The sequence below is a fragment of the Herbiconiux sp. genome (assembly GCF_023264895.1).
Taxonomy (GTDB): Bacteria; Actinomycetota; Actinomycetes; order Actinomycetales; family Microbacteriaceae; genus Herbiconiux.
Window position 1 is genome coordinate 1 of the sequence record NZ_JAHFUY010000074.1, and the last position, 24180, is coordinate 24180.

Consider the following 24180-nt stretch of genomic DNA (forward strand, 5'->3'; position numbering starts at 1 on the left):
TCTACGCGCCGCCCTTCGCCGTCGTCTTCCACTGGCTCTCGCTCGTGCCGCTCGCGATCGCCCGCTCGCTCTTCCAGCTCGTGCGCAAGCAGCCGGGCGCCATCGGCGGCGAGTTCGCCGCGGCCTTCAAGACGGCTTTCGGATCGCGCATCGGCGAGGCGCGCAAGCGGCTCAAGGCCTCGAGACGCGTGGGCTGGAAAGCCATCGCGCCGCTCCGGATGCCGGGGGACGAGATCCGCCGTCGCCGCTCGCTGCAGCGCGAGATCGCGCTGACCTATCTGCGGGGGGCGCGCGACCGCATCCAGTTCATCTCCTCCGGCGGGGTCGTGACGGTGCTCGTCGCGCTGCTGGTCGGCCTCGTCGTCTTCATCCCCGTCTTCGGCGCCGCCGCCATGACGGGCGGGGGAGCGCTGCCGCTCGACCCCTCGGCTGGTGGCCTGTGGGCGCAGATCGGCACCGGCTACCGCGACCTTGGCCTCGGCTTCGTGGGCGCGGCCGATCCGTTCGCCACCGTCATCGCCGTGCTCGGCTCGCTCACCTTCTGGGCGCCGTCGCTGGCGATCGTGGGCCTCTACCTGGCCGCGCTGCCGCTCGCCGCTCTCGCCGCGTGGTTCCTCGCGGCGCACCTCACCGAGCGGCCCCTGCTGCGGAGCGTCGCCGCCGTGCTCTGGGTCGTGGCGCCACCGTTCCTCGGTGCGCTCGACGCCGGACAGATCGGCGCGATCCTCGCCCACCTGCTGCTGCCATGGCTCGTGCTCGCGGTGCTCGCCGCCCCCCGCTCGTGGTCGGCATCGGCGATGGCCTCCATCCTCTTCGCCGCCGTGCTCGCCGTGGCGCCATCGCTCTGGCCGGCCCTCGTGCTGCTGTGGCTGGTCGCCACCATCGCGAGCCGACGCAACGTGATGCGGCTCATCGGCATCCCGCTGCCGGCGCTCGTGCTGTTCTTCCCGCTCGTGCTCGACCAGCTCGAGCGCGGCACCCCGCTGGCCCTGCTCGCCGACCCGGGCCTGCCCGTCTGGCGCGCGCCCGTGCCGGTGCTCGAGCTCGTGCTCGGGCTGCCGCAGACCGGACTCGGAGGCTGGTCGTCGCTCGCCGCCGGAATCGGCGTCGACTCGGGCGCGGTGCTCATCGCCGTGGCCGTGCTCACCGTCCCCCTCGCCCTGCTCGCGCTCGCCGCGCTCGTGCTGCCCGGCTCCTACCGGCCCGTCTTCGCCATCGTGATCGCGCTCGTCGGCTTCGTCACCGCCGTGCTGGCGGGCCAGCTCGCTCTCGCCACCTTGGGATCCGAGGCCGTGGCCATCTGGCCGGGCTCGGGCCTCAGCCTCTACTGGCTCGGTCTCGCGGGAGCCGCCGTGTTCGGTCTCGCCGCACTGCCTCGCTTCACGGGCGTGCCCGCCGTCGTGGCCACCGTCGCCATCGCCGTGATCGCGCTGCCGATGGGGCTCGGTGTGCTGCTCGGCACCGCGCAGGTCGTGCCGGGTGACGGCCGTCAGCTCCCCGCCTACGTCACCGCCGAGGCCTCCACGAACCCGCGCGTGGGCACCCTGCTCATCGCCCCGGGGCCCGACGGCGCGCTCGGCGGCACGGTCGTGCACGGCGCCGGAGCGACCCTCTCTCAGCAGTCGACGCTCGGATCGACCGCCGACTACGCGGCCGAGACCGGCACCCTGGAAGGGCCGGGAGCGAGCGCGGGAGACGCGAGCAACCGCGCCGAGATCGCCGACATCGTGGGCAACGCGGCCTCCATCAGCGGTGCGGAGGTGTCGTCGCGACTGACGGCGCTCGGCATCGAGTTCGTGCTGCTCCAGCCCGCCGTGACGCGGGGTGGGGATGCGCCGGGCGACGCCGCGGAGTCCATCACGGCGCGCACCACGAGCGCCCTCAATAGCAATCCGCAGTTCACCTTCATCGGCGACACCTTCGCGGGTGCGCTCTGGCAGGTCGCCGACGACGGCACCGTCGCCACGCTGCCCGCGCCGAGCCCCACCAACACCGGAACGCCGTTCGGGGTGCTCGTGCTCGTGCTGCAGGCCTTCGTGTTCGGCGTGGCGCTGCTGCTCGCCCTGCCGGCCGGCCGGCTCCAGGTGCAGGGCAACCGCGCCGTGAGCACCACGGCCCACGTCGGCGCCGCCGACTCGGCTGAGGAGCACCTCGCCGAGGAGAAGGGCACCGAGTTCGACGAGCGCGTGGCCGTGGGCGAGGAGCCCGAGGCCCTCGACACCGAGGAGGGTGCTCCGGTCGTCGCCGAGGCGCCTGCTCACGAGCCGATCTCCGCTCGCGATCACGCCAACGCCCGAGCTGCGGATGCATCAGACGGTGCCTCCGGTCGCGAGCACGCCGCACCCGGACATCCGGAGCTGCCGGAGGCCGCTCCGAGCGCGGCCATCGCCGCAGCGGTGCTGGCAGCCCGCCAGCACGACGCCGAGGTGCACGATGCCGAGGTGCACGATGCTGATGTGCACGATGCTGATGTGCACGATGCTGATGTGCGCGACGCCGAGGTGGAGGCCGCGACGCCACCACGCGCGGAGTCGTCCTCGGCCGCGGCCGAGCCCGTGCAGACCGCCGCCGGCACCTACGCCGCCGAGTACGTGACTGATGAGCCGGCCGCCGCTGCGGACGTCGCCGCCCAGCCTGAGCCCGAGCCCGAGCGAGAGCCCGAGCCGACGCCGCCCGCGGAGCCGGAGCCCTCGACCGACACGGCGCCCTCCTCCGTCGTGCAGCCGGAGCCGGAGGCGGCCCCGGCGCCCACGTCGCCGGTGTTCGTCGCTCCCGCTCCCGAGCCGGAGGCCGCCCCCGCCGAGGCTCCCGTGGCCCCGCCGGCTCCCGTGGTATTCGTCGAGCCCGCACCCGAGCCCGAGTCCGCACCGGAGCCCGAGCCGGCACCAGAGCCCGAGCGCGAGTCGGTGCCGCAGCCCGAGCCGGCTCCCGTCGACGCGCCGTCGCCCGCCGCACCCGGCGGCCACGAACCCGGCGGCTACGACCCCGACGACTACGACCCCAACGACGAGACGGTCCTCAGCATCCGCGAGGCACTCGACCGCGAGGCCGCCGAGCAGCACCGCCTGCAGGTCGAGAACCGCACGGCCGCGCGCCCCACCCAGAACCCCGAGGAGGGATCGCACGATGCCCGCTGATCGCAGGATGGTCGCCACCGGCACGCGCGTCGCCGTCGGGATCGTCGCCGCCGCGGCGCTCGTGGCCGTGGCCGGTGCCGCCGTGGTGCTGCCGCTTCCCGGTGTGAACGCGGTGCCCGCCTCGTTCTCGGTCGACCCGGCGCCCGCTGAGGAGGTCCGTGCGTGTGCGGGGCCGCTCGTGCGACTCTCCGACGACACCGGTGCCGACGCCACCTCCATCTCGAGCGTGGGCACCACCACGGTCTACGCCGCCGCGTCCGATCCGGCGGCGGTGCTCGACGAGAGCGCCCTGCTGTCGCCCGACGACGTCATCTCGAACGAGCCCACCGCGCCCGCGCGCATCGCTCTCCCGGCGGCCGCCGCCGACACGGCCGATGCCGACGGCACGGAGACGGAGGACCAGGCGGCCACCGACTCAGGCCTGCTCTTCGCCGCCGCGCAGTCGCAGAGCATCTCCACCGCCGAGCTCGTGGGTCTCGCGGCCACGTCCTGCGGCGAGGCCTCGCCCGACAGCTGGCTCGTCGCCGGCTCCACCACGGTGGGCCGCACGAGCTTCGTGGTGCTCGCCAACCCGGGCGACGTGAACTCCATCGTCGATCTCACCATCTACGGCGACGCCGGCCTCGTCGAGTCGCCGGGCGCGCAGAACATCGACGTGCCCGCCCGCTCCACGCGCATCCTCTCGCTCGCCGGCCTCGCGCCGGATCTCTCCGACCCCGTCATCCACGTGGTCGCGAGCGTCGGAGCTGTCACGGCGGCCGTGCAGCAGAGCGTCGTGCGGGGCCTCGAGCCCGGCGGCGTCGAGCTCGCCGGGGCCACGGCCCCGCCTGCCCCTGAGCAGACCGTCACGGGAGTGCGCGTCGCGGGCACCTCCACCATCTCGGAGCGCCTCGCCGACGCCGACTACTCCGACCTGCAGAGCGTGCTCCGCCTGTTCGTCCCCGGCTCCGAGCCCGCCTCGGTCACCATCCGCGTCGCCGAGGAGCGCGACGGGGGAGCGCGGACCGAGTACCAGGTGGGTCTGACCCCTGGCATCGTGACCGAGTTCCCGCTGCAGGACATCCCCGACGGCGTCTACACGGTCGAGGCCAGCTCCGACGTGCCGTTCGTGATGGGCGCCCGCACCTCGACCGTCGGCAACGGCGGCCTCGACTTCGCCTGGTACCAGGCGCTGCAGCCGCTCGAGGAGCGCTTCTTCGTCGCCAACGCCGACGGCCCGAGCCCGCGCCTGCACATCGTCAGCACCACCGGCGAGAGCGTCGACGTCACCCTCACCGATGCCAGCGGTGTCGTGACGGAGGCCACGATCGTGCCGGGTGGCCGCTACCTGCCCCTCACCACGGGCGGCGCCTACACGGTGACCACCACGGATCCGGTGCTCGCGAACGTCACCTACTTCGGCGACGGCCGTTCGTCGTCCTACCCGATCGCGCCACCGAACCCGGCGGCGTCGGCGGTGGTCGTCTACCCGTAGGCGGCCTCGTCACCAGGCCCGGCCTGCCCGTCTCCGGACGGATGCGTCAGAAGTGCCGGAACCGGTCGGGGGCGAGATCCCACGGATCCTTGCCGAGGAGCTCGGCCACCGCCCGGAACACGCACGACTCGATCGCGAGCCGCCGATGCACCTCGTCGTCGCGGTGCAGGTGCGACATCCGCTCGATCGGCAGCCGGAACATGATCACGCGGTTCTTCGTGACCGACCAGCGGTCGACGTGGTCGGGGGAGCCGAACGTGCCGAACGGCATCGCCGCCACCTCGAAGCTCACGTTCGCGAGCTCGTTGGGCCACACGCTCCGGAGGTACTCTGCCGTCGAGGAGACCGTCATCTCGAAGAGGTCGATGCGCGTGCGCAGGAACGGCAGATGAGGGCCCGTGGCCGATGATCTCAGGTCGCGCCCGTGCCGGCTGCGGGAGCGGGCCCGGATGGCGGCCGATCGCGGGGTTCTGCGCGACCTGGCCATGCCGCCAAGTCTATGCGAGCGCGACACGGCCGTGCCTGCCGGGTCGCGGGCTGGCCCGCGGGTAGGCTCGATCCGATGACGAACAGGGAATGCTCGCGGCCCTCGTGCCGCGGTGAGGCAGCCACCACCCTCACCTACGACTACGCCGATTCGATGATCGTCGTCGGTCCGTTGAGCCCTGTCTCCGAGCCGCACAGCTATGACCTCTGCGTGCGCCACACCGAGCGGCTGTCCGCTCCGCAGGGCTGGCAGATCCTGCGGCACGTCCCCGCCGGCTGACTCGGCAGGTCAGGTCCTGCACCGTCCGGCTCGGCACAGGTGCTGTCACAGCAGGATCTGAGAGAATGGGAGCATGACTTTCGCTCCCGCCCTCGCCGAGACCACCGGCACCGCTCTGCCCTTCCGGGTCCGTGACCTCTCGCTCGCCGAGGCCGGCCGCCATCAGATCCGCCTCGCCGAGAACGAGATGCCCGGCCTGATGGCCCTCCGCGAGGAGTTCGGCCCCACCCAGCCCCTTGCCGGCGCCCGCATCATGGGCTCGCTGCACATGACCGTGCAGACCGCCGTGCTCATCGAGACCCTCACGGCCCTCGGCGCGCAGGTTCGCTGGGTGAGCTGCAACATCTTCTCCACGCAGGACGAGGCGGCCGCCGCCATGGTCGTCGGCCCCACGGGCACCGTCGACGAGCCCGCCGGAGTCCCCGTGTTCGCCTGGAAGGGCGAGACGCTCGAGGAGTACTGGTGGTGCACCGACCGCGCCTTCGACTGGTCGGCCGAGGCCGCCGCCGAGGCCGAGGCGGGCGTTCCGGTCGAGTGGATCGGACCCAACATGATCCTCGACGACGGTGGCGACGCCACCCTGCTCGTGCACAAGGGCCGCGAGTTCGAGCTCGCCGGCGCGGTGCCGGAGACGACGCCGGAGGACAGCGAGGAGTACGCCGTCATCCTCGACCTGCTCCGCGCATCCATCGCCACGAACCCCGACCGCTTCACGCGCATCGCCGCCGAGATCAAGGGTGTCTCCGAGGAGACCACCACCGGTGTGCACCGTCTCTACGAGCTCGCCGCCGCGGGCCAGCTGCTGTTCCCCGCCATCAACGTGAACGACTCGGTCACCAAGTCGAAGTTCGACAACAAGTACGGCATCCGGCACTCGCTTCCGGATGGCCTGAACCGCGCGACCGACGTGCTGATGGGCGGCAAGGTCGCCTTCGTGGTCGGCTACGGCGACGTGGGCAAGGGCGCCGCCGAGGCGCTCAAGGGCCAGGGCGCCCGCGTGATCGTGTCGGAGGTCGACCCGATCTGCGCGCTCCAGGCCGCGATGGACGGCTTCCAGGTGGCTCGCCTCGAGTCGGTCATCGGCGAGGTCGACATCTTCGTGACCGGCACCGGCAACGTGAACGTGATCGGTGTCGACGACATCCTGAAGATGAAGCACCTCGCGATCATCGCCAACGTCGGCCACTTCGACAACGAGATCGACATGGCCGGCCTCGCCCGCGTCGCCGGTGCCGAGAAGGTCGAGATCAAGCCGCAGGTGCACGAGTGGCGTCTGCCCACCGGCCGCAGCGTGCTCGTGCTCTCGGAGGGGCGCCTGATGAACCTCGGCAACGCCACGGGGCACCCGTCCTTCGTCATGAGCAACTCGTTCACCAACCAGGTGCTCGCGCAGATCGAGCTCTACGTGACGCCCGAGAACTACCCGATCGGCGTCTACGTGCTGCCGAAGCACCTCGACGAGAAGGTGGCCCGACTGCACCTCGACGCGCTCGGCGTCGAGCTGACGACGCTCCGGCCCGAGCAGGCCGCCTACATCGGCGTCGAGGTGGGCGGGCCGTACAAGGTCGACCACTACCGCTACTAGCGGTTTCCGGCCGCGTCAGCGGTCGGGGAAGCCGTTCGGGAGTCCGTGCAGGATGGGCGCGACCGTCGCGAGGCGGTCGCGCTCGATCATGAGGGCGCGGTACTCCCGGTCGCGCCGCATCGCCGCCACGCCGAGCAGGAACACGTGCGGGTGCACGTTGGGCACGGGGGAGACGTAGGGGGCGACCTCGCCCGCGAGCTCGGTGGAGAGCCGCTCACGGGTGGCGGGGGTCATGCTCGCCGACTGGGTCAGGAACTGCACCACGCGCCGTGACAGCCGATCCGGGAGCTTCGCCACGTCGGCGGTCTGAGCCCACACGGTGAGCGGCGGCGGCACCGCCACATCGAACGGCAGGGCGGCGGGCACCCGCTCGTGCTGGCTGTAGGTTCCCGCGAGCAGGTCGCCGAGGCGCTTCGAGCGCGAGTTGAGCAGCGACGTCACGAAGGCGATCGAGCCGAGCGTCGCGAAGATCTCGAGGAACCCCGTGAGGCCCCGGATGACGGAGTGCCGGAGCGAGATCGCGCCGCCGTCGTCGCGCACGATCCGGGCGCCGATCACGAGCTTGCCGAGCGAGCGGCCGCGCGACGCGACCTCGACCACGATCGGGAGGATCACGAGGTAGCCGACCAGCATCGCCGTGAAGAGGGCCTGCGCGAGCGCGGGGTCGACGCCCTCGCCGGCGAAGAGCACGCCGAAGAAGAGGTAGATCGTGACGGCGAGCGGGATGACCGAGACGAGGAAGTCGATCGCGCCGCTCGCACTCCGCAGCAGGAAGCTCGCGGGCCGCACATCGAGGGCGACCGCCTCGCCGGTGAGGAGTTCGTCGTCGGCATTCGCCTCTGTCATGCCTATCATTTAAGCAGATGGACCTCGACGCCTACTCCGCAGCCCATCGCGACGAATGGGATCGTCTCGATGACCTCGGTCGACGGCGGGAGTTCTCAGGCCGCGAGGCCGACGAGCTGATCGAGCGCTACCAGTCCGGCGCCACGCAGCTCTCGGCCATCAAGACGGTGGCGGGCTCCACGCGGCAGGGCGACCGGCTCTCGGTCTCGCTCTCGCGGGCGCGACTTCGCTTCACGGGCGCGGGGTCGAACATCCTGCGCCAGATCCCGACCTTCTTCGCCATCCACCTGCCGGCCGCGCTCTACCGGCTGCGCTGGCTGACGCTCGCCGTGGCGCTCGCGACGGTGCTCATCGCCACGCTCTACGCGGTGTGGATCTCGCAGGACCCGGCCGTGATGGCGGCGATCGGTGACGACGCGGACCTCAAGAAGCTCGCCGACGAGGAGTTCGTCGACTACTACTCCGAGAACCCCGCGGCCTCGTTCACGGGCCTCGTCTGGACCAACAACGCGTGGATCGCCGCGCAGTGCATCGCGTTCGGCATCCTCGGCATCTTCGTGCCCTACGTCATCATCCAGAACGCGCAGAACCTCGGCGTCAACGCCGCCGTGATGTTCGAGTTCGGCCAGGGCGACACCTTCTTCCTCTACATCATGCCGCACGGCCTCCTCGAGCTCACCGCCATCTTCGTGGCGGCCGCTGCGGGCCTGCGCATCTTCTGGGCCTGGGTGGCGCCCGGTGCCCGCACCCGCGGCCAGTCCCTGGCGGAGAACGGCCGCTCGCTCTTCACCGTGGCCATCGGCCTCGTCTTCGTGCTCTTCATCTCGGGCGTCATCGAGGGCTTCGTCACCCCGTCGCCGTGGCCCTGGCCGATCAAGATCGGCATCGGGGCCCTGGCGCTCCTGGCGTTCCTCGCCTACATGCTCGTCCTCGGCCGCCGCGCGGCCCGGGCTGGCCACACCGGCGACCTCGAGGAGTTCGAGGCGGGCGCGAAGCAGCTGGTCGCGGGCTAGACCCGTCGCTCACTGGCGGCCCGGCGCCCCGAGATGCACCGAGAGGTCGGCCGCGACCTCGGCGACCAGCGCTCCCACCTGGTCGAGGTGCCGGCCGATCCGCCCCTTCGGGGCGCTCAGGTTGATGGCCGCCACGATACTGCCGCGGAAGTCGTAGACGGGCGCCGAAGCTCCCACCACCCCCATCTCGAACTCCTCGTCGACGGTTGCGAACCCCCGGCGCCGGATGCGGTGCACCTCCTCGACGAGACTGGCCGCGTCGGTGATGGCGGGGCGGCCCTCGGCCGCGGGCTCCACGGGGCCCGCCGCCTGCACCACCGGGGCCACGGGGCCGAGCACCGTGCGATCGTGCCCGTGCACGTCGTACCAGCGCCGCAGATCGTCGTCGTCGCGGTCGCTCACGAGCACCCGGCCGGCCGACGTGCGCCAGGCGGCCACGCTCACGCCCTCCCAGGCGATGCCGCGGAAGGCGTACTCGCTGAGCTCGCTGCTGAGCGTGAGCACGCTGTCGCCGCGCAGCACGCAGAGGTGTGCGGTCTCGTGGGTGGCGGTGACGACCCGCCGCAGGAACGGTGCGGACTCGCGGACGAGCCTCGACTCGAGCGTGCGGGCCGCCAGGGCGTAGAGCTGATACCCGAGCCGGTAGCCGAGGGTCTGCGGGTCTCGGGCCACGAGGCCCGCTTCGGCGAGCGTGGCGAGGGTGCGCGAGACCTGGCCCTTGTCGCGGCCCACCAGCTCCGACAGCCGTACCACCCCGAGCCCGCCGCTCTGCTCCGATTCGGGGGAGCCGAGAAGCTCGAGGATCTCGAGGTCGCGCCGGAGCCCGGCGGCGTTGCGCCGGGGCGGAGGTGAACTGCTCATGACGAGAATCTAGCCAGTAGTTGCCATATGCACAACCCCGGTTGCGCAAAAGATAACCACCGCCCTACTCTCGGATTCGTCACCGCGATCGCCGGACGGCATCGCGCACCCCCACCTCAAAGACGAGCAAGGAGCACTTCCGTGACAGGATTCGACCCCAGCGAACTGCTGGCCTTCTGGGCCAAGCGGTACGACGACATCCTGGAGCTCGCGCTGGGCCACCTCGTCGTGGTGCTGCTCGCCCTGCTCTTCGCCACCATCATCGGAGTGGGTGTCGGCCTCCTGGTGTGGAACCGGCCGATCGGCCGCTCCCTCGCCGTCACGAGCGCCGCCGTCATCCTCACCATCCCGTCACTCGCCCTGCTCGCGGCGATGATCCCGCTCTTCGGCCTCGGCTGGACGCCCACCCTGATCGGCCTCACGCTCTACTCGCTGCTGCCCATCATCCGCAACACCGTGGTCGGGCTCCGCGAGGTGCCTCCCGCGATCATGGAGAGCGCGACGGGCATGGGCATGAGCCCCACGCGGGTGATGCTGAGCATTCAGCTGCCGATCGCCTGGCCGGTCATCCTCACCGGGGTGCGCGTGGCGGCTCAGCTCACCATCGGCATCGCCGCCATCGGCGCCTATGTGGGCGGGCCGGGTCTCGGCCAGATGATCTTCCAGGGGCTCAGCTCGCTCGGCTCGAAGAACGCCCTCAACTTCGCGCTCACCGGCACCGTCTGCGTGGTGCTGCTCGCGCTGCTGGTCGATGCCCTGTTCAACCTCGTGACCACGACCACCACCTCGAAAGGACTGCGTGCCTGACATGACCGCTCCTGATGGCACCGGCCCCGCCCGGCCCTTCGGCACCTCGCCCCGCACGGCGAGCATCACCACGACCACCGGGATCACCACGGTGAAGAACACGAGCGGCGCGCACATCGAGCTGCGCGACGTGAGCAAGATCTACCCGGGCCAGGAGGCTCCCGCCGTGGCCGGCTTCTCGATGGATGTGAAGCCGGGCGAACTGATCATGTTCGTCGGCCCCTCCGGCTGCGGCAAGACCACCACCATGAAGATGATCAACCGCATCATCGAGCCGAGCTCCGGATCGATCCGGATCGACGACCGCGAGGTGCTCTCGCTCGACCCGAACGAGCTGCGCCGCCACATCGGCTACGTCATCCAGCAGATCGGGCTCTTCCCGCACATGACCATCGCCGAGAACATCGCGGTGGTGCCCAAGCTGCTCGGCTGGCCGAAGAGCCGCATCGCCGCCCGCATCGACGAGCTGCTCTCGGTGGTGCAGCTCGACCCCGGGACCTTCGCCTCCCGCTATCCCAAGCAGCTCTCCGGCGGTCAGCAGCAGCGCGTCGGCGTCGCCAGGGCGCTCGCCGCCGACCCGCCGGTCATGCTCATGGACGAGCCCTTCGGCGCCACCGACCCCATCACCCGGGAGAAGCTGCAGCAGGAGTTCCTGCGGCTGCAGGCGACGATCGGCAAGACCATCATCTTCGTGACGCACGACTTCGACGAGGCGGTGCGTCTGGGCGACCGGATCGCCGTGCTGAGCGACCGCTCGAAGATCGAGCAGTTCGACACCCCGGCGAACATCCTCAGCCACCCCGCCAACGACTACGTCTCCTCCTTCATCGGGCACGGTGCCGCGCTGAAACGCCTGGCGCTCATCCCCGTGACCGGCGCGCAGCTCGGCCCCGCCTCGGCGGCGGTCGGCACCGTCACGGTGCCCGCCTCCGAGACACTGCGGGATGCGCTCGACTCCCTCGTGCTGAGCGGTGCCCCGGCGATCGGCGTGACCGAGGGCGAGCGCGTGGTCGCCTCGATCTCGCTCGAGCAGATCTCCGCGGTGCTCGGCACCGACGCCGGAGCAGCACGATGAGCTTCCAGACCGTGCTCGACCGCGAAGAGGCGATGGCCGAGGAGGCGCGGCCCCCCAGGCGACCCCGATTCTGGACCCTGCGACGGATCGCCACACCGGTGGCCATCGTCGTGGTGCTCACCGTGCTGTTCCTCTGGATCCAGAGCATCGAGATCGACTCGATCATGGCCCGCACGCTCAATGCGGAGTACATCTTCCTGCGCACCAAGGAGCACCTGCAGCTGGCCATCGGTGCGTCGTTCTTCGTGGCGGTGCTCGCGATCCCGATCGGCATCGTGGCCAGCCGCACCCGGTCCCGCGCCCTCAGGGGCTTCATCCTGGGGCTCGCCAACATCGGACAGGCGACGCCGGCGATCGGCTTCATCATCCTGCTCGCGATCATCTGGCAGATCGGCTTCGCAACCGCGCTCATCGCCATCGTGGCCTACTCGTTCCTGCCGGTGCTCCGCAACACCATGATCGGGCTCGCGCAGGTCGACCCGAGCGTCACCGAGGCCGCGCGCGGAATGGGCATGACCCCCGCACAGGTGCTGCGGCGGATCGAACTGCCGCTCGCGGTCCCCGTCATCCTCGCCGGGCTCCGCACCGCCCTCGTCTTCGCGGTCGGCGTCGCCACCGTCGCCACCTTCATCAACGCCGGCGGGCTCGGCGACATGATCGTGAACGGCCTCAAGCTCCAGCGCTTCCCGGTGCTCATCACGGGTGCCGTGATCGTCTCCTGCATCGCCCTCGCGATCGACTGGCTGGCCGGCATCGCGGAGGACCTCCTGCGCCCCAAGGGCGTCTGAGTCACCAGCCCTTCGACACCACCCCATCCCTCACCAGCAGAAAGAGCGCATCACCATGAACAAGAGAATCGGATCCACCTTCCTCGGCGTGCTCGCCGTCGGCACCCTCGCCCTCACCGGGTGCTCCGCCGGAGGCGGCGGAGGAGCGGGCTCGCAGGGCGACGAGCTCGAGGGCCTCAGCGGCGAGATCGGCGCGAAGGACTTCTCGGAGCAGTACATCCTGGCCCACATCACGAGCCAGCTCCTCAACGCCCACGGCGCCGACACCGAGGCCAACACGTCGGTGGTCGGCTCGGCCAACGTGCGCGCCGCTCTCGAGAGCGACCAGTTCCTCGGCTACTGGGAGTACTCGGGCACCTCCTGGATCACCTACAACGGCAACACCGAACCGGTGCAGGGCGAGAAGGAGCAGTTCGAGGCCACGAAGGAGGCCGACGCGGCCAACGGCATCGCCTGGCTCGACCCCGCTCCGCTCAACAACACCTACGCCTTCGCGGTGCTCTCGGACAAGGCCGAGGAGCTCGGCGTGAAGACCCTGAGCGACGTGGCCGCCCTGCCGGCCGACGAGCAGACCTTCTGCATCGAGAGCGAGTTCTCGACCCGTGACGACGGCTGGCCGGGCCTCAAGGAGGCCTACGGCATCGACGTGCCCGACTCCAACGTTTCCCTGCTGGACACCGGCGTCATCTACAGCACCACCGCGAAGGGCGACACCTGCAACTTCGGCGAGGTGTTCGCCACCGACGGTCGCATCACCTCCCTCGGACTGACGGTGATGGAGGACGACCTGCAGTTCTTCCCCGTCTACCAGGGCGCCTTCACGCTCAAGCAGACCACCCTCGACGAGTACCCCGCCGTCGCCGATGTGATCGACGAGGCCTCCGTGCTGCTGACCACCGAGGAGATGCAGAAGCTCAACGCGCTGGCCGATGTCGACGGTGAAGACCCCGCCGACATCGCCGAGGAGTGGCTGACCGAGCAGGGGCTGATCTGAGTGGCGGAGGCAGTCCAGCTCGGCGAGAGCTTCGTGGGCGACGGGGTGAACGCCGCCCACGTCAACACCGTCCTCGGGCATCGTGACGGGCCCGTCGGCGTCGCCTGGGCCACGGCCCTCGCCACCCCCAGCGCGGGTCACGTGCCCTTCGTCACGGTGCTCCGCCCCTCCTTGCCGGTGAAACCGCTCACGCTCTTCGTGACGAAGGCGGCACCCGAGGGCGACGACCACGGCCTCATGATCTGGGGGCCGGCCCAGGCCGGCATCGCGGCGGGCGTGGCGGATGCGCTCGCCGACGGCGTGATCAGTCACGAGGAGGCCGACACCCACGCCATCATCGCCGCCGTCTGGGTGAACCCCGGCGCCGACGACGCGGAGGCCGTCTACGCCCACAACCGGCAGTCGGTGCGCACCGCGCTCGAGAACGGCGCGCGCTCCCTGCCCACGGCGGGCGACGTGATCGCCGCCCGGAACTCCCCGTCCAACCCCTTCTTCACACCGAGAGCCTGACCATGAAGATCACCGCCATCCGGATCACCCGGCTGAGCCTCCCGCTCGACCCGCCCTTCCGCGCGGCCTGGGATCCCGACCCCCGCACCTCGTTCGCCGCGACTCTCGTGGAGGTCGAGACCGACGAGGGGGTCACGGGCGTCGGCTCGGGCGACAGCATGGACGGGTTCGACGCCTTCGAGCACCTGTTCCTCGGCACCGACCCCCTCCAGATCCTCAATCAGGTGCGCCGGATCGAGACGATCAACTTCCACGGCGGTCGCTACTGGCCCCTCGAGGCGGCGCTCTGGGACATCGTGGGCAAGGTCGCCGGGCTCCCCGTGAGCGTGCTGTTCGGCGGTGCCCGTGACCGGCTCCCGGCCTACGCCTCCTCCGGCGAGCTGAAGTCACCCGGGGAGAGGGCCGAGTCGGCGCTGGCCGCACGCGAGCTGGGCTTCAAGGCCATGAAGATCCGGATCGCGCGCGACCGGCTCGCCGAGGGGATCGCCGCCGTGCGAGCGACCAGGGAGGCCGTGGGCCCCGACTTCGCGCTGATGGTGGATCTCAACCAGATGTGGCGGATGTCGGGCGACATCGAGGCGGCGCTGCCTCTGGCCGCCGTGCATCGCGTGGCCGCCGAGCTCACCGAGCTCGATGTGCTCTGGCTCGAGGAGCCGCTGCCGCAGGTCGACGTGGCGGGAGCGCAGCGTGTGCGTGCCCAGACCGGGATCCAGATCGCGGGAGGCGAGATGGTGCGCTCGCTTCCCGAGATGATGGCGCTGATCGAGAACGACGCGTTCGACATCTACCAGCCGGACGTCGCACTCGCGGTGGGCATGTACCGTGCCCGTCAGGTGGCTGAGTCGGCGAACCTCCGCCACCGGGGCTTCACGCCGCACACCTGGAGCAACGGCCTCGGGCTCCTCGCCAACCTGCACGTGGCGGCCGGGGTGGACGCCGGGCCCTTCCTGGAGTTCCCGTTCGATCCACCCGGCTGGACCCCGGAACGCCGTGACTTCTTCATGGAACCGCTCATGATCGACTCCCACGGCGACCTGCTGGTGCCCGAGGTCCCCGGCCTCGGCGCCGTCATCGACCGCGAGGCCGTGGCGCGCTTCACGGTGGGATCGTGACCGACTGGGTCGCGGCCGCCGCGAGACTCGCCCCCGAGACGCGCCTGTTCGTCGACGGCGCCTACGCCGACGCCGCCGACGGCGCGGTCTTCGACAGCGTCGCTCCGCGCGACGGCTCGATCCTGGCCCGGATCGCGTCGGCGGGCGCCGTCGACGTCGACCGCGCGGTGAGCGCCGCCCATCGCGCCTTCGAGTCGGGGGTCTGGTCTCGAGCCGACCGCCGCCACCGCCAGGCGGTGCTGCTGCGGCTGGCCGAGCTCATGCTGGAGAACCTCGAGGAGCTCGCCCTCCTGGAGTCGCTCGACTCCGGGCATCCGATCGGGGACTCGCTGCGGGTAGACGTGCCGAGCGCCGCCCGCACGGTGCGCTGGTACGCCGAGGCGCTCGACAAGGTCTACGACGAGGTCGCCCCCACGCCCGAGAACGCCCTCGCCACGATCCGCCGGGAGCCGCTCGGCGTGGTCGGCGCCGTCGTGCCGTGGAACTACCCGCTCATCATCTCGGCCTGGAAGATCGCCCCGGCGCTCGCGGCCGGCAACTCGGTCGTGCTGAAGCCGGCCGAGAACACGAGCCTGTCGGCCATCCGCCTCGCGGCCCTGGCGGCCGAGGCCGGCGTTCCCGACGGGGTGTTCAATGTCGTCCCCGGGCTCGGCGCCGTGGCCGGCGAGGCGCTCGGCCGGCATCCGCAGGTCGACAAGATCGCCTTCACCGGATCGCCCGCGGTCGGGCGGGGCTTCCTCCGCTACGCGGGGGAGTCGAACGGCAAGCAGGTCTCGCTCGAGCTCGGCGGCAAGAGCGCCCAGCTGGTGCTCGCGGATGTCCCCGACCTCGACGAGTGCGCCTCGAGCGTGGCCTGGGGCATCTTCTACAATGCGGGTCAGACCTGCCACGGCGGCAGCCGCCTGATCGTGGAGGAGGGCGTGCACGACGAGCTCGTGGAGAAGGTGATCGCCGTCGGCCGTTCGCTCGTGCAGGGCGATCCGCTCGACGAGGCCACTCAGCTCGGCACCATCGCGAGCGCGGTGCAGCTCGAGCGCGTGCTCGAGTACACCGAGATCGCACGCACCGAAGGAGCCGAGGTGCACGGCGGTGCACGAGTCCGTCCCGAGGGCCTCGCCGACGGCTTCTACGTCGAGCCGACCGTCTTCGACGGCGTGCGGAACACCGGGCGGATCGGCCAGGAGGAGATCTTCGGCCCCGCACTCGCCGTCACCGCCGTGCGCGACGCCGAGGATGGGGTGCGCGTGGCCAACGAGAGCCGCTATGGCCTCGCCGCCTCGGTCTGGACGAGCGACATCGGCACCGCGCACCGCGCGGCCAGGGAGCTGCGCGCCGGCACCGTCTGGGTCAACACCTTCGACGTGGCCGACATCGTGACCCCTTTCGGCGGCTTCAAGGAGTCGGGCTCCGGCCGCGATCGGTCGTTGCACGCCCTCGACGCCTACTCCGCTCTCAAGACCACCTGGATCAACCTCGATTCCCGAACGAAAGACCACCGGAAATGACAGAACAGCAGCCGATCACGGTCGGCTTCATCGGCCTCGGCAGCATGGGCGGCGGAATGACCCGCAACCTGCAGGCCGCGGGCTTCCCCCTCGTCGTCCACGACATCCGGCGCGAATCCGCCGAGGCCCTCCTGGCCGGCGGCGCGGAATGGGCCGAGAACCCGGCCGAGGTGGCGCGGCGGAGCGACGTCGTCATCACGATGCTGCCGACCCCGCGGCACGTCGACGCCGTGCTCGAGGGTCCCACCGGCATCCTCGCCGGCATTCCCGACGGGGGCACCTGGGTCGACATGTCGACCTCGGTTCCCGAGCCCGCCGAGAGGGTGCGGAGCACCCAGGCGCACCGGGGTCTGCGCATCCTCGACGCACCGGTCTCGGGCATGTCGGCCGGCGCCGCGAACGGCACCCTGCAGATCTTCATCGGTGGCGAGTCGGCCGACGTGGAGCGCCTCCGGCCTGTGTTCGAGGCGATGGGCGATCCGGAGCGCATCCTGCACGTCGGGGGCGCCGGCGCCGGCTACGCGGTGAAGCTCATGATCAACCAGCTCTGGTTCTCCCACCTCGTGGCCACGGCCGAGGTGCTCGCCGTGGGGGTGAAGGCCGGAGTCGATCTCGAGGTGCTCCGCACCGCGCTCGTGGCGAGTCCTGCCCGCAGCAACTTCGTGGAGAACGACGTGCTGTCGATCCTCGATCACGGCGACTACGACGAGGGCTTCGCGATCGCGCTGGCCTGCAAGGATCTCGGACTCTCGATCGATCTCGCGCGCTCGGTGGGCGTGCCGACCGAGCTCTCCGCGCTCGTGGAGCAGGTGTACCGCCGCGCTCGTGCGCAGTACGGCGATCGCGCGGGGGAGATGACGCCGGTGCAGCTGTACGAAGACCTCATCGGCACCCCGCTGCGCCGCAGCAGGCCGGCCGCGGGCGAAGGGACGGTCGCCGCGTGAGCATCCTCCCGCCCCTGCCCAGTCCGCTCTCCACGATGAGCCTCGACCTGGATCCGAAGCCGTACGCGCGCTTCGGCGCGGGCCGGGTGAGGGAGGTGGGCGAGGTCACGGCCGCCACGGGAGCCTCCAGCGCCCTGATCGTGACCGACGCCTTCCTCGCCGCCTCCCCGGTCGTTGCCGTCGTGCGCACCTCGCTCGAGGCCGAGGGCATCGCGGTCCACGTATTCGACGGCGTCATGCCGAACCCCACCACGGCCGCGCTCGACGCCGGCAGCGACCTCGCCCGCGACCTCGGCGTGGGTGCGATCGTGGCGGTCGGCGGCGGGTCGTCGATGGATGCCGCGAAGGGCATCGCGCTCGGCGCCGTCAACCCGCAGCGGGGCAGCGCCCTCGACTACCGCTCCGAGTTCGAGCGCGACGCACTGCCGATCGTGGCGGTGCCGACGACCTCCGGCACCGGTGCCGAGGTGAACGCCTTCGGTGTGGTCACCGACACCGAGACCCACCGCAAGTTCTACGTCGGATCCACCACGGCCCTCGCTCGGGCCGCGGTGCTCGACCCGGAACTGACGGTCGGCCTTCCGCCCCGTGCCACCGCGGCCACGGGGATGGACGCGCTCACCCACGCGGTGGAGTCGTACCTCTCGCGTCGGGCGAACCCCTACAGCGACGGCATCGCGCTGCAGGTCGTGTCGACCGTGGCCGAGTTCCTGCCGCGTGCGGTCGCCGACGGAGCAGACCTCGAGGCCCGCGCCCAGCTGCTGCTGGCCTCGCACGTGGCCGGGGTGGGCTTCTCGCACACGGGTCTCGGACTCGTGCACGGCATCGCGCATCCGCTCGGCGGTCGCTTCGACATCCCGCACGGGCTCGCCCTCTGCATCGTGATCGAGGACGTGCTGCGGTTCAATCGCGCGGTTCGCGAGGAGCGGCTCGCACGGCTCGCCTTCGCCCTCGGCGCCGGCGACACACGTGTCGACGATGCGGCGAACGCCTCGGCCGCCATCGAGGCGGTGGCAGAGCTCGCGCGCACGGTGGGCATGACCGCCCGCCTCGGCGACTTCGGCGTGACGCCCGACGACCTCGCCTCGCTCGCGCAGGACACGCTCGACGACGCGGTCACCGCCAACAACCCCCTCGAGCCCTCCGCGGCCGACGTCGTCGCCATCCTGGAGCGAGCCCTGTGACCGGCGGGATCGCTCCGAGCATCGTCGGCGAGCGTCCGACGCCTGCCGATGAGGCCAGGCTGCTGGCCTCGCTGCCGACGGGTCTCCTGATCGGAGGGGAGTGGCGCGACGCGTCCGACGGCGGCACCCTCGAGGTGCACGACCCCTCGACCGGCGAGGTGCTTGTCGCCATCGCCTCCGCGACGCCCGCCGACGGGCGGGCGGCCCTCGACGCCGCCGTCGCCGCGCAGGCCGACTGGGCCCGCACGCCCCCGCGCGAGCGCGCCGAGATCCTGCGCCGCGCCTTCGACGCGCTGACGGCACGACGCGACGACTTCGCCCTGCTCATGACGCTCGAGATGGGCAAACCGCTCGCGGAGGCGCGGGGAGAGGTGGCCTACGGCGCCGAGTTCCTGCGCTGGTTCTCGGAGGAGACCGCGCGGATCGGTGGCCGGTACGCCACCTCGCCCGACGGATCCAGCCGCCTGCTGGTGCTGAAACGGCCGGTGGGGCCGTGCCTGTTCATCACGCCGTGGAACTTTCCGCTCGCCATGGCCACGCGCAAGATCGCACCCGCCATCGCGGCGGGCTGCACGATGGTGCTGAAGCCGGCGGCGCTCACCCCGCTCACGGCTCTGCTGTTCGCGCAGGTGCTCACCGATGCGGGGCTCCCGCCCGGGGTGCTCAATGTCATCCCGACCGCTTCGGCGGGAGCGGTGACCGGGCCGTTGGTGCGCGACCCGCGGCTCCGCAAGCTCTCCTTCACCGGGTCGACGGAGGTGGGCCGCCGGCTCATCGCCGATGCGGCGGAGCAGGTGCTCCGGGTCTCGATGGAGCTCGGCGGCAACGCGCCGCTGATGGTGTTCGACGACGCCGACCTCGATCGGGCCGTCGAGGGTGCGATGCTGGCCAAGCTGCGGAACGGCGGAGAGGCGTGCACGGCAGCCAACCGCATCCTGGTGCACCGGGAGGTGGCAGCGGAGTTCACCGAGCGGCTCGTGACCAGGATGCGCGAGCACACCGTCGCGCGCGGCACCGATCCGGCGTCCCGCATCGGGCCACTCGTCGACGAGGCGACGCGGAGCAAGGTGCACGAACTGGTTCTCGGCGCGGTCGCCGAGGGGGCGTCGCTGGCCCTCGGAGGCGCCGTCGTCCCGGGGCCCGGCTACTTCTACGAGCCGACCGTGCTCACCGACGTGCCGAGAGGCGCTGCCGTCCTCGCGGAGGAGATCTTCGGGCCGGTCGCACCGATCGTGGTGTTCGACACCGAGGAGGAGGCCGTGGGGCTCGCCAACGACACCGAGTTCGGGCTCGTCGCCTACGCCTTCACGAACGACCTCGCCCGTGCGCTGCGGCTCGCCGAGACGCTGGAGGTGGGCATGTTCGGCCTGAACACCGGCATCGTCTCGAATCCGGCGGCACCTTTCGGCGGCGTCAAGCAGTCGGGGCTCGGCCGCGAGGGCGGTGCCGAGGGCATCGAGGAGTACCTCGAGACCACGTATGTGGGCATCGCCGATCCGTGGGTGGGGAGCTAGAGCCGGCCCGCCGCCTTCAGCGCGAGGTACCGGTCCGCGAGGGCCGGCGGCAGGTCGGCAGGCGCCGCCGTGAGCACGTCGGCGCCGTAGCGCTTGAGCACGGTGGTGACGCGGGCAACGTCGAGCAGGGCGCGCTCGGAGGCGGCCGCGCGGTAGACCTCCTCGCGGTCGCCGCGGCGGAGCACGCCGGCCGCGACGTCGGGGTCGGTCACCGAGGTCACCACGACCGTGTGGTTGCGGGTGAGCTGCGGCACGATGGCCATGAGCTCGCGCGAGATGCCGGGGGAGTCGATGGCGGTGGCGAGCACCACGAGCGAGCGCTGCGTGGTGACCTGGCGCACGAGGCCCGGAACGGCCGTCCAGTCCATCTCGATCAGGTCGGGCTCCACGGGCGCCATGGCGTCGACCATGCGCGAGAGCAGCTCGGGGCCGGATGCGCCGTGCACGCGACCGCGCAGCCGCCGGTCGTACATCACCAGGTCGACCCGGTCGCCCGCCCGTGTCGCGAGGGCGGCGAGCAGCAGCGCGCTCTCGAACGCGGTGTCGATTCGCGGCTCGTCGTCGATCCGGGCCGCCTGGGTGCGCCCGGTGTCGATCACGATCACGACCCGCCGGTCGCGTTCGGGCCGCCAGGTGCGCACCATCGTGTCGCTGTGCCGGGCGGTGGCGCGCCAGTCGATCGAGCGCACGTCGTCGCCCCGCACGTATTCGCGCAGGCTGTCGAACTCGGTTCCCTGCCCGCGGATCATGACGCTCGTGCGCCCGTCGAGCTCCCGCAGCCGCGCGAGCCGCGACGGCAGGTGCTTGCGGGAGTTGAAGGGCGGCAGCACCCGAATGCGCCCCTCGGCGCGGAGGGTCGTCTGCCGGGCGGCGAGCCCGAGCGGCCCGAAGGAGCGCACGGTGACGCGCTCGGTGCGCCGCTCACCGCGCCGGAAGGGCGTGAGCCCGAGCACGACGGCCCGCCGCTCACCGCCCGGGATCGCGACCCGCGAGCGCGTGGTGGAGGCTCCCGCCGACGGCTGCCATGCATCGCGCACGATTGCGCGCAGCATCCGCTTCCCCGTGTTGGTGAGGTACAGCGTGCTCACCACGGTCTCCCCGAGGCGCACCCGCGCCGGCAGCACCCGCTCGACCGCCAGCACCCGCGGCGACGCCGCGACCACCAGATCCACCACCAGGAGCACCACCATCAGCGCCACCCACCCCAGCAGCGCTCCAAAGGCCTCCCCGTAGAGCTCCCCCAGAAGCACCACGGGCACGACCCCCACGGCCAGCAGCCCCACGAACCTCCCCGACACGGTCATGCTTCGACCATCAGATCGGCACCCGCACCTGGGTGAGGATCGACCGCAGGATCGAGTCGACCGAGACGCCCTCGAGCTCGGCCTCGGGCCGCAGCTGGATGCGGTGCCGGAGCACGGGCAGCACCATCGCCTGCACGTGGTCGGGCGTGATGCCGGGCGAGCCGTTGAGCCACGCCCAGGCTTTCGCGGCGGCGAGCAGCGCGGTGGAGCCGCGGGGGCTCACGCCGAGCTTGACCGAGGGGCTCTGCCGGGTGGCCCGCGCGAGGTCGACGATGTAGGCGAGCACGTCGGGCGTGGCCTGCACACGCTGCACGTCCTGCTGCGCGAAGGTGAGCTCGGCGGCGCTCAGCACGGGCGTGACCCCCGCGGCCACGAGGTCGCGCGGGTTGAAGCCGCGGGCGTGGCGCTCGAGCACGGCCACCTCGACCTCGCGCTCAGGCAGGTCGAGCACGAGCTTCAGCAGGAACCGGTCGAGCTGCGCCTCGGGCAGCGTGTAGGTGCCCTCGTACTCGATCGGGTTCTGCGTGGCCGCCACGAGGAACGGGTCGGGCAGCGCTCGCGTGACACCGTCGGCGCTCACCTGCCGCTCCTCCATGGCCTCGAGGAGCGCCGACTGCGTCTTCGGGGGCGTGCGGTTGATCTCGTCGGCGAGCAGGATGTTCGTGAACACCGGGCCCTCGCGGAACGAGAACTCGCCGGCCTTCGCGTCGTAGATGAGGGAGCCGGTGATGTCGCCCGGCATCAGGTCCGGGGTGAACTGCACCCGCTTGGTGTCGAGGCTGAGCGCCTGGCTGAGCGAGCGCACGAGCAGCGTCTTCGCCACACCGGGCACGCCCTCGAGCAGCACGTGCCCGCGGGCGAGGAGCGCGATGATGAGGCCCGTGACCGCGCCCTCCTGCCCCACGACGGCCTTGCCCACCTCGGTGCGCACGCGCGCGAGGCTCTGCCTCAGCTGCTCCGGCGAGGGAGACGAGGAGGCGGGCGGGGTGCCCTGGGGGGTGGTGATGTCGGTCATCCGGATGTCCTCACTGTCGCGGTGCTGTCACGGTCTGAGAAAAGGGGTCGCCCCGGGCAGGCGTCATCGTGGTGTCGTCGCACGCTGCACCTCCTGCTCGAGCCGCAGCAGGCGGTCCGAGATGTCGAGCAGCTCGGCCTCGGTGCGGGGGATCGCTCCGACGAGCACGTCGTAGACCTCGTCGACGTGCCGCCCGGTCACGGCGGCGACCGACCGGCTGACCTCCACGACCCCCGCGTGCCGCGGCAGCGCGAGCATCGAGGTGAGCCGGGTGATGGTGCCGATGCGCACGGCGTCGAGCGCGCGGCCGTGGGCGCCGTGCTTGGCGTAGAGGCGGGCGCGACCCTCCATGGTCTCGCTCGCCCGCACGGTGACGGGCAGGTTCTCCACGACGACCGGCCCGAACCGCCGCCCGCGCCAGATGCCGGCGGCGACGGTGACGAGCACGAGGAGGAGCAGCACGGGGGTCACCCAGGGCGGCGTGAGCGAGCCGAGGGTCTCCGTGGCCTCGCCGTCGGAGGCGAGGTCGTCGGCTCCCGGGATGTACCAGACGAGCGTCTCCTCGCCACCGAGGAGGCCGAGGGCGAGGGCCGCGTTGCCCTCCTGGGCCACGAGGTCGTTCGTGAGGGAGTCGCCCCCGCCGAACACTGTGACAGCACCGTTCGCCGTGGTCGACCGGATGAGCGCGAAGGCGTCTCCGCTGTCGCCGGTGCCGGCCAGGAAGCAGGTCTCGATCTCACCGCCGTCGGCGTCGCCGCCCGAGGCGATCGGCCGGTAGGTGGCGTTGGGGGCGGTGATGGTTCCGGCGCGCTCGGCGGCGTCGACGCGGCAGCCCTCGCCCGCCTCGACGGAGCCGTCGCCGTCGGGGGAGCCCGCGTTGGCGATGCCGGGGGCCAGCACGTCGAGGTCGCTCGACCAGGGCTCGAGCAGCACGAGCTCGGCACCGCTGTCGCGCACGGTGCGGGCGAGCTCCGCGCGGCGGTCGTCGTCGAGGTAGCCGTAGACGTCGGAGAAGAGGAGCGTCGCGCCGTCGCCCGCGGACTCGAGGGCCTCGGTGGCCTCGGTGAGGCTCGCGGCGCCCACGACGTCGACGCCCTGCTGCCGGAGCACCTCGGCGACGGCGCGGGATCCGGAGGGGCCGGCGTTCTCGAGGGAGTAGCGGTCGGTGTCGGGGTTCGACGACGCGGTGAGGGCGATCGTGAAGACGGAGAAGACGAACGCGGCCGCGACGGCGACGACCCAGAAGACGCTGCGGCGGGCGCTCGAGCGCACGCGTGGGGTCTCGGCGACGGCCACGGCGGGGAAGGCCGCCGAACCGGGCGCGCCCTGCCGGCGCGAGCCGCGGTCGTTCGTGCGGCCCGAAGGGCCGCCGGTCTTCGCGCTCACCGCACGACCTCGTGGTCGACGCGCTCGAGGGCGGCGGGCCGCTCGTTCTGCAGCTGCCGGTCGAGGGCCGAGATGCGGTCGTAGTCGCCATGGGTGCCCGGCTCGTCGAGGTAGCGCACGCCGTCGAAGAGCCGGGCGCATCCGCCGAGCTCGTCGCGCCGGCCGGGGAAGGCCTCGCCTGCGCGCAGCGCGAAGTCGCGGGCGGTGGTGCCGGGCGCCGTGAGCACGACGGTGCGCTCGGCGAGCTGACGGGCGAGAGCGCGGAACGCCTCCTCGACCGCCACCGTGAAGTCGCCCTGGGCGGCGGCGCGGGCGGCCGAGGCCCGCAGCTCGGCGGCCGATCGCGCGTCGTCGGCGCCG

The 24180-nt window shown here is 71.8% G+C and carries 22 protein-coding genes; 15 read left to right on the forward strand and 7 right to left on the reverse strand.

The annotated features are described in order from the left end of the window. A partial coding sequence (locus tag Q0D57_RS13780) for a hypothetical protein (RefSeq protein WP_291045014.1) occupies positions 1-3137 on the forward strand: 3137 nt, incomplete at its 5' end. After that, on the forward strand, positions 3127-4611 hold the full coding sequence (locus tag Q0D57_RS13785; RefSeq protein WP_291045016.1) for a DUF5719 family protein: 1485 nt from the start codon (positions 3127-3129) through the stop codon (positions 4609-4611). The genes Q0D57_RS13780 and Q0D57_RS13785, both read left to right, overlap by 11 nt. A gap of 46 nt (positions 4612-4657) precedes the next feature. Here the strand turns inward: Q0D57_RS13785 and Q0D57_RS13790 are convergent, their stop codons facing one another. Beyond that, positions 4658-5098, reverse strand: coding sequence for a metallopeptidase family protein (locus Q0D57_RS13790; RefSeq protein WP_291045018.1), 441 nt, complete (start codon positions 5096-5098; stop codon positions 4658-4660). Positions 5099-5173: 75 nt separating this feature from the next. On the opposite strand from Q0D57_RS13790, the gene Q0D57_RS13795 reads away from it, so the two are divergent. Next, positions 5174-5377 (forward strand): DUF3499 family protein, encoded by a 204-nt coding sequence (locus Q0D57_RS13795; RefSeq protein ID WP_291045020.1) that lies wholly within the window; start codon positions 5174-5176, stop codon positions 5375-5377. Between the two features lie 73 nt (positions 5378-5450). Further along, positions 5451-6962, forward strand: a complete 1512-nt coding sequence (gene ahcY / locus Q0D57_RS13800; protein WP_291045022.1) for an adenosylhomocysteinase — start codon at positions 5451-5453, stop codon at positions 6960-6962. Positions 6963-6977: 15 nt separating this feature from the next. Here ahcY and Q0D57_RS13805 read toward each other — a convergent pair whose 3' ends face one another. Then, positions 6978-7808: an RDD family protein gene (locus tag Q0D57_RS13805; protein ID WP_259526202.1), complete on the reverse strand. Its 831-nt coding sequence runs from the start codon at positions 7806-7808 to the stop codon at positions 6978-6980. Positions 7809-7825: 17 nt separating this feature from the next. Here Q0D57_RS13805 and Q0D57_RS13810 point away from each other — a divergent pair, with 17 nt between their 5' ends. Further along, a complete protein-coding gene (locus tag Q0D57_RS13810) occupies positions 7826-8821 on the forward strand; it encodes a stage II sporulation protein M (protein WP_291045025.1) in 996 nt (331 codons plus the stop codon). A gap of 9 nt (positions 8822-8830) precedes the next feature. Here the strand turns inward: Q0D57_RS13810 and Q0D57_RS13815 are convergent, their stop codons facing one another. Further along, positions 8831-9682, reverse strand: coding sequence for an IclR family transcriptional regulator (locus Q0D57_RS13815; protein WP_291045027.1), 852 nt, complete (start codon positions 9680-9682; stop codon positions 8831-8833). Positions 9683-9823: 141 nt separating this feature from the next. On the opposite strand from Q0D57_RS13815, the gene Q0D57_RS13820 reads away from it, so the two are divergent. The 10 genes from Q0D57_RS13820 (at position 9824) to Q0D57_RS13865 (ending at position 20115) form a co-directional block, all read left to right on the forward strand. Then, entirely contained in the window at positions 9824-10489 is a 666-nt protein-coding gene (locus Q0D57_RS13820) for an ABC transporter permease (protein WP_291045029.1), read from the forward strand. An 82-nt stretch (positions 10490-10571) separates the two neighbouring features. After that, positions 10572-11564, forward strand: coding sequence for an ATP-binding cassette domain-containing protein (locus Q0D57_RS13825; RefSeq protein WP_291045058.1), 993 nt, complete (start codon positions 10572-10574; stop codon positions 11562-11564). After that, positions 11561-12352, forward strand: a complete 792-nt coding sequence (locus Q0D57_RS13830; RefSeq protein ID WP_291045031.1) for an ABC transporter permease — start codon at positions 11561-11563, stop codon at positions 12350-12352. The genes Q0D57_RS13825 and Q0D57_RS13830 overlap by 4 nt, the downstream gene beginning before the upstream one ends. Positions 12353-12407: 55 nt before the next feature. After that, positions 12408-13346 (forward strand): glycine betaine ABC transporter substrate-binding protein, encoded by a 939-nt coding sequence (locus Q0D57_RS13835; RefSeq protein ID WP_291045032.1) that lies wholly within the window; start codon positions 12408-12410, stop codon positions 13344-13346. Continuing rightward, positions 13347-13856: a formaldehyde-activating enzyme gene (fae, locus tag Q0D57_RS13840; RefSeq protein ID WP_291045034.1), complete on the forward strand. Its 510-nt coding sequence runs from the start codon at positions 13347-13349 to the stop codon at positions 13854-13856. Positions 13857-13858: 2 nt separating this feature from the next. Continuing rightward, positions 13859-14968 carry a mandelate racemase/muconate lactonizing enzyme family protein gene (locus Q0D57_RS13845; RefSeq protein WP_291045037.1) on the forward strand — a complete coding sequence of 370 codons (1110 nt, stop codon included), beginning with the start codon at positions 13859-13861 and terminating at the stop codon, positions 14966-14968. Beyond that, positions 14965-16473, forward strand: a complete 1509-nt coding sequence (locus Q0D57_RS13850) for an aldehyde dehydrogenase (protein ID WP_291045039.1) — start codon at positions 14965-14967, stop codon at positions 16471-16473. Before Q0D57_RS13845 ends, Q0D57_RS13850 begins: the two co-directional genes overlap by 4 nt. Next, positions 16431-17417, forward strand: a complete 987-nt coding sequence (locus Q0D57_RS13855) for an NAD(P)-dependent oxidoreductase (protein ID WP_291045060.1) — start codon at positions 16431-16433, stop codon at positions 17415-17417. Before Q0D57_RS13850 ends, Q0D57_RS13855 begins: the two co-directional genes overlap by 43 nt. Beyond that, complete coding sequence (locus Q0D57_RS13860; protein WP_291045041.1) at positions 17414-18601, forward strand: iron-containing alcohol dehydrogenase; 1188 nt, start codon at positions 17414-17416, stop codon at positions 18599-18601. The genes Q0D57_RS13855 and Q0D57_RS13860 overlap by 4 nt, the downstream gene beginning before the upstream one ends. Next, entirely contained in the window at positions 18598-20115 is a 1518-nt protein-coding gene (locus Q0D57_RS13865; RefSeq protein WP_291045046.1) for an NAD-dependent succinate-semialdehyde dehydrogenase, read from the forward strand. Before Q0D57_RS13860 ends, Q0D57_RS13865 begins: the two co-directional genes overlap by 4 nt. Here the strand turns inward: Q0D57_RS13865 and Q0D57_RS13870 are convergent. From Q0D57_RS13870 to Q0D57_RS13885, 4 genes are all read right to left on the reverse strand, one after another. After that, positions 20112-21419 carry a DUF58 domain-containing protein gene (locus Q0D57_RS13870; protein ID WP_291045049.1) on the reverse strand — a complete coding sequence of 436 codons (1308 nt, stop codon included), beginning with the start codon at positions 21417-21419 and terminating at the stop codon, positions 20112-20114. The genes Q0D57_RS13865 and Q0D57_RS13870 overlap by 4 nt on opposite strands. A gap of 10 nt (positions 21420-21429) precedes the next feature. Continuing rightward, entirely contained in the window at positions 21430-22434 is a 1005-nt protein-coding gene (locus tag Q0D57_RS13875) for a MoxR family ATPase (protein ID WP_291045051.1), read from the reverse strand. Positions 22435-22497: 63 nt separating this feature from the next. Further along, positions 22498-23820, reverse strand: a complete 1323-nt coding sequence (locus Q0D57_RS13880; RefSeq protein ID WP_291045053.1) for a DUF4350 domain-containing protein — start codon at positions 23818-23820, stop codon at positions 22498-22500. Continuing rightward, positions 23817-24180: DUF4129 domain-containing protein (locus Q0D57_RS13885; RefSeq protein ID WP_291045056.1), on the reverse strand; the 364-nt coding region annotated here is incomplete at its 5' end. The genes Q0D57_RS13880 and Q0D57_RS13885, both read right to left, overlap by 4 nt.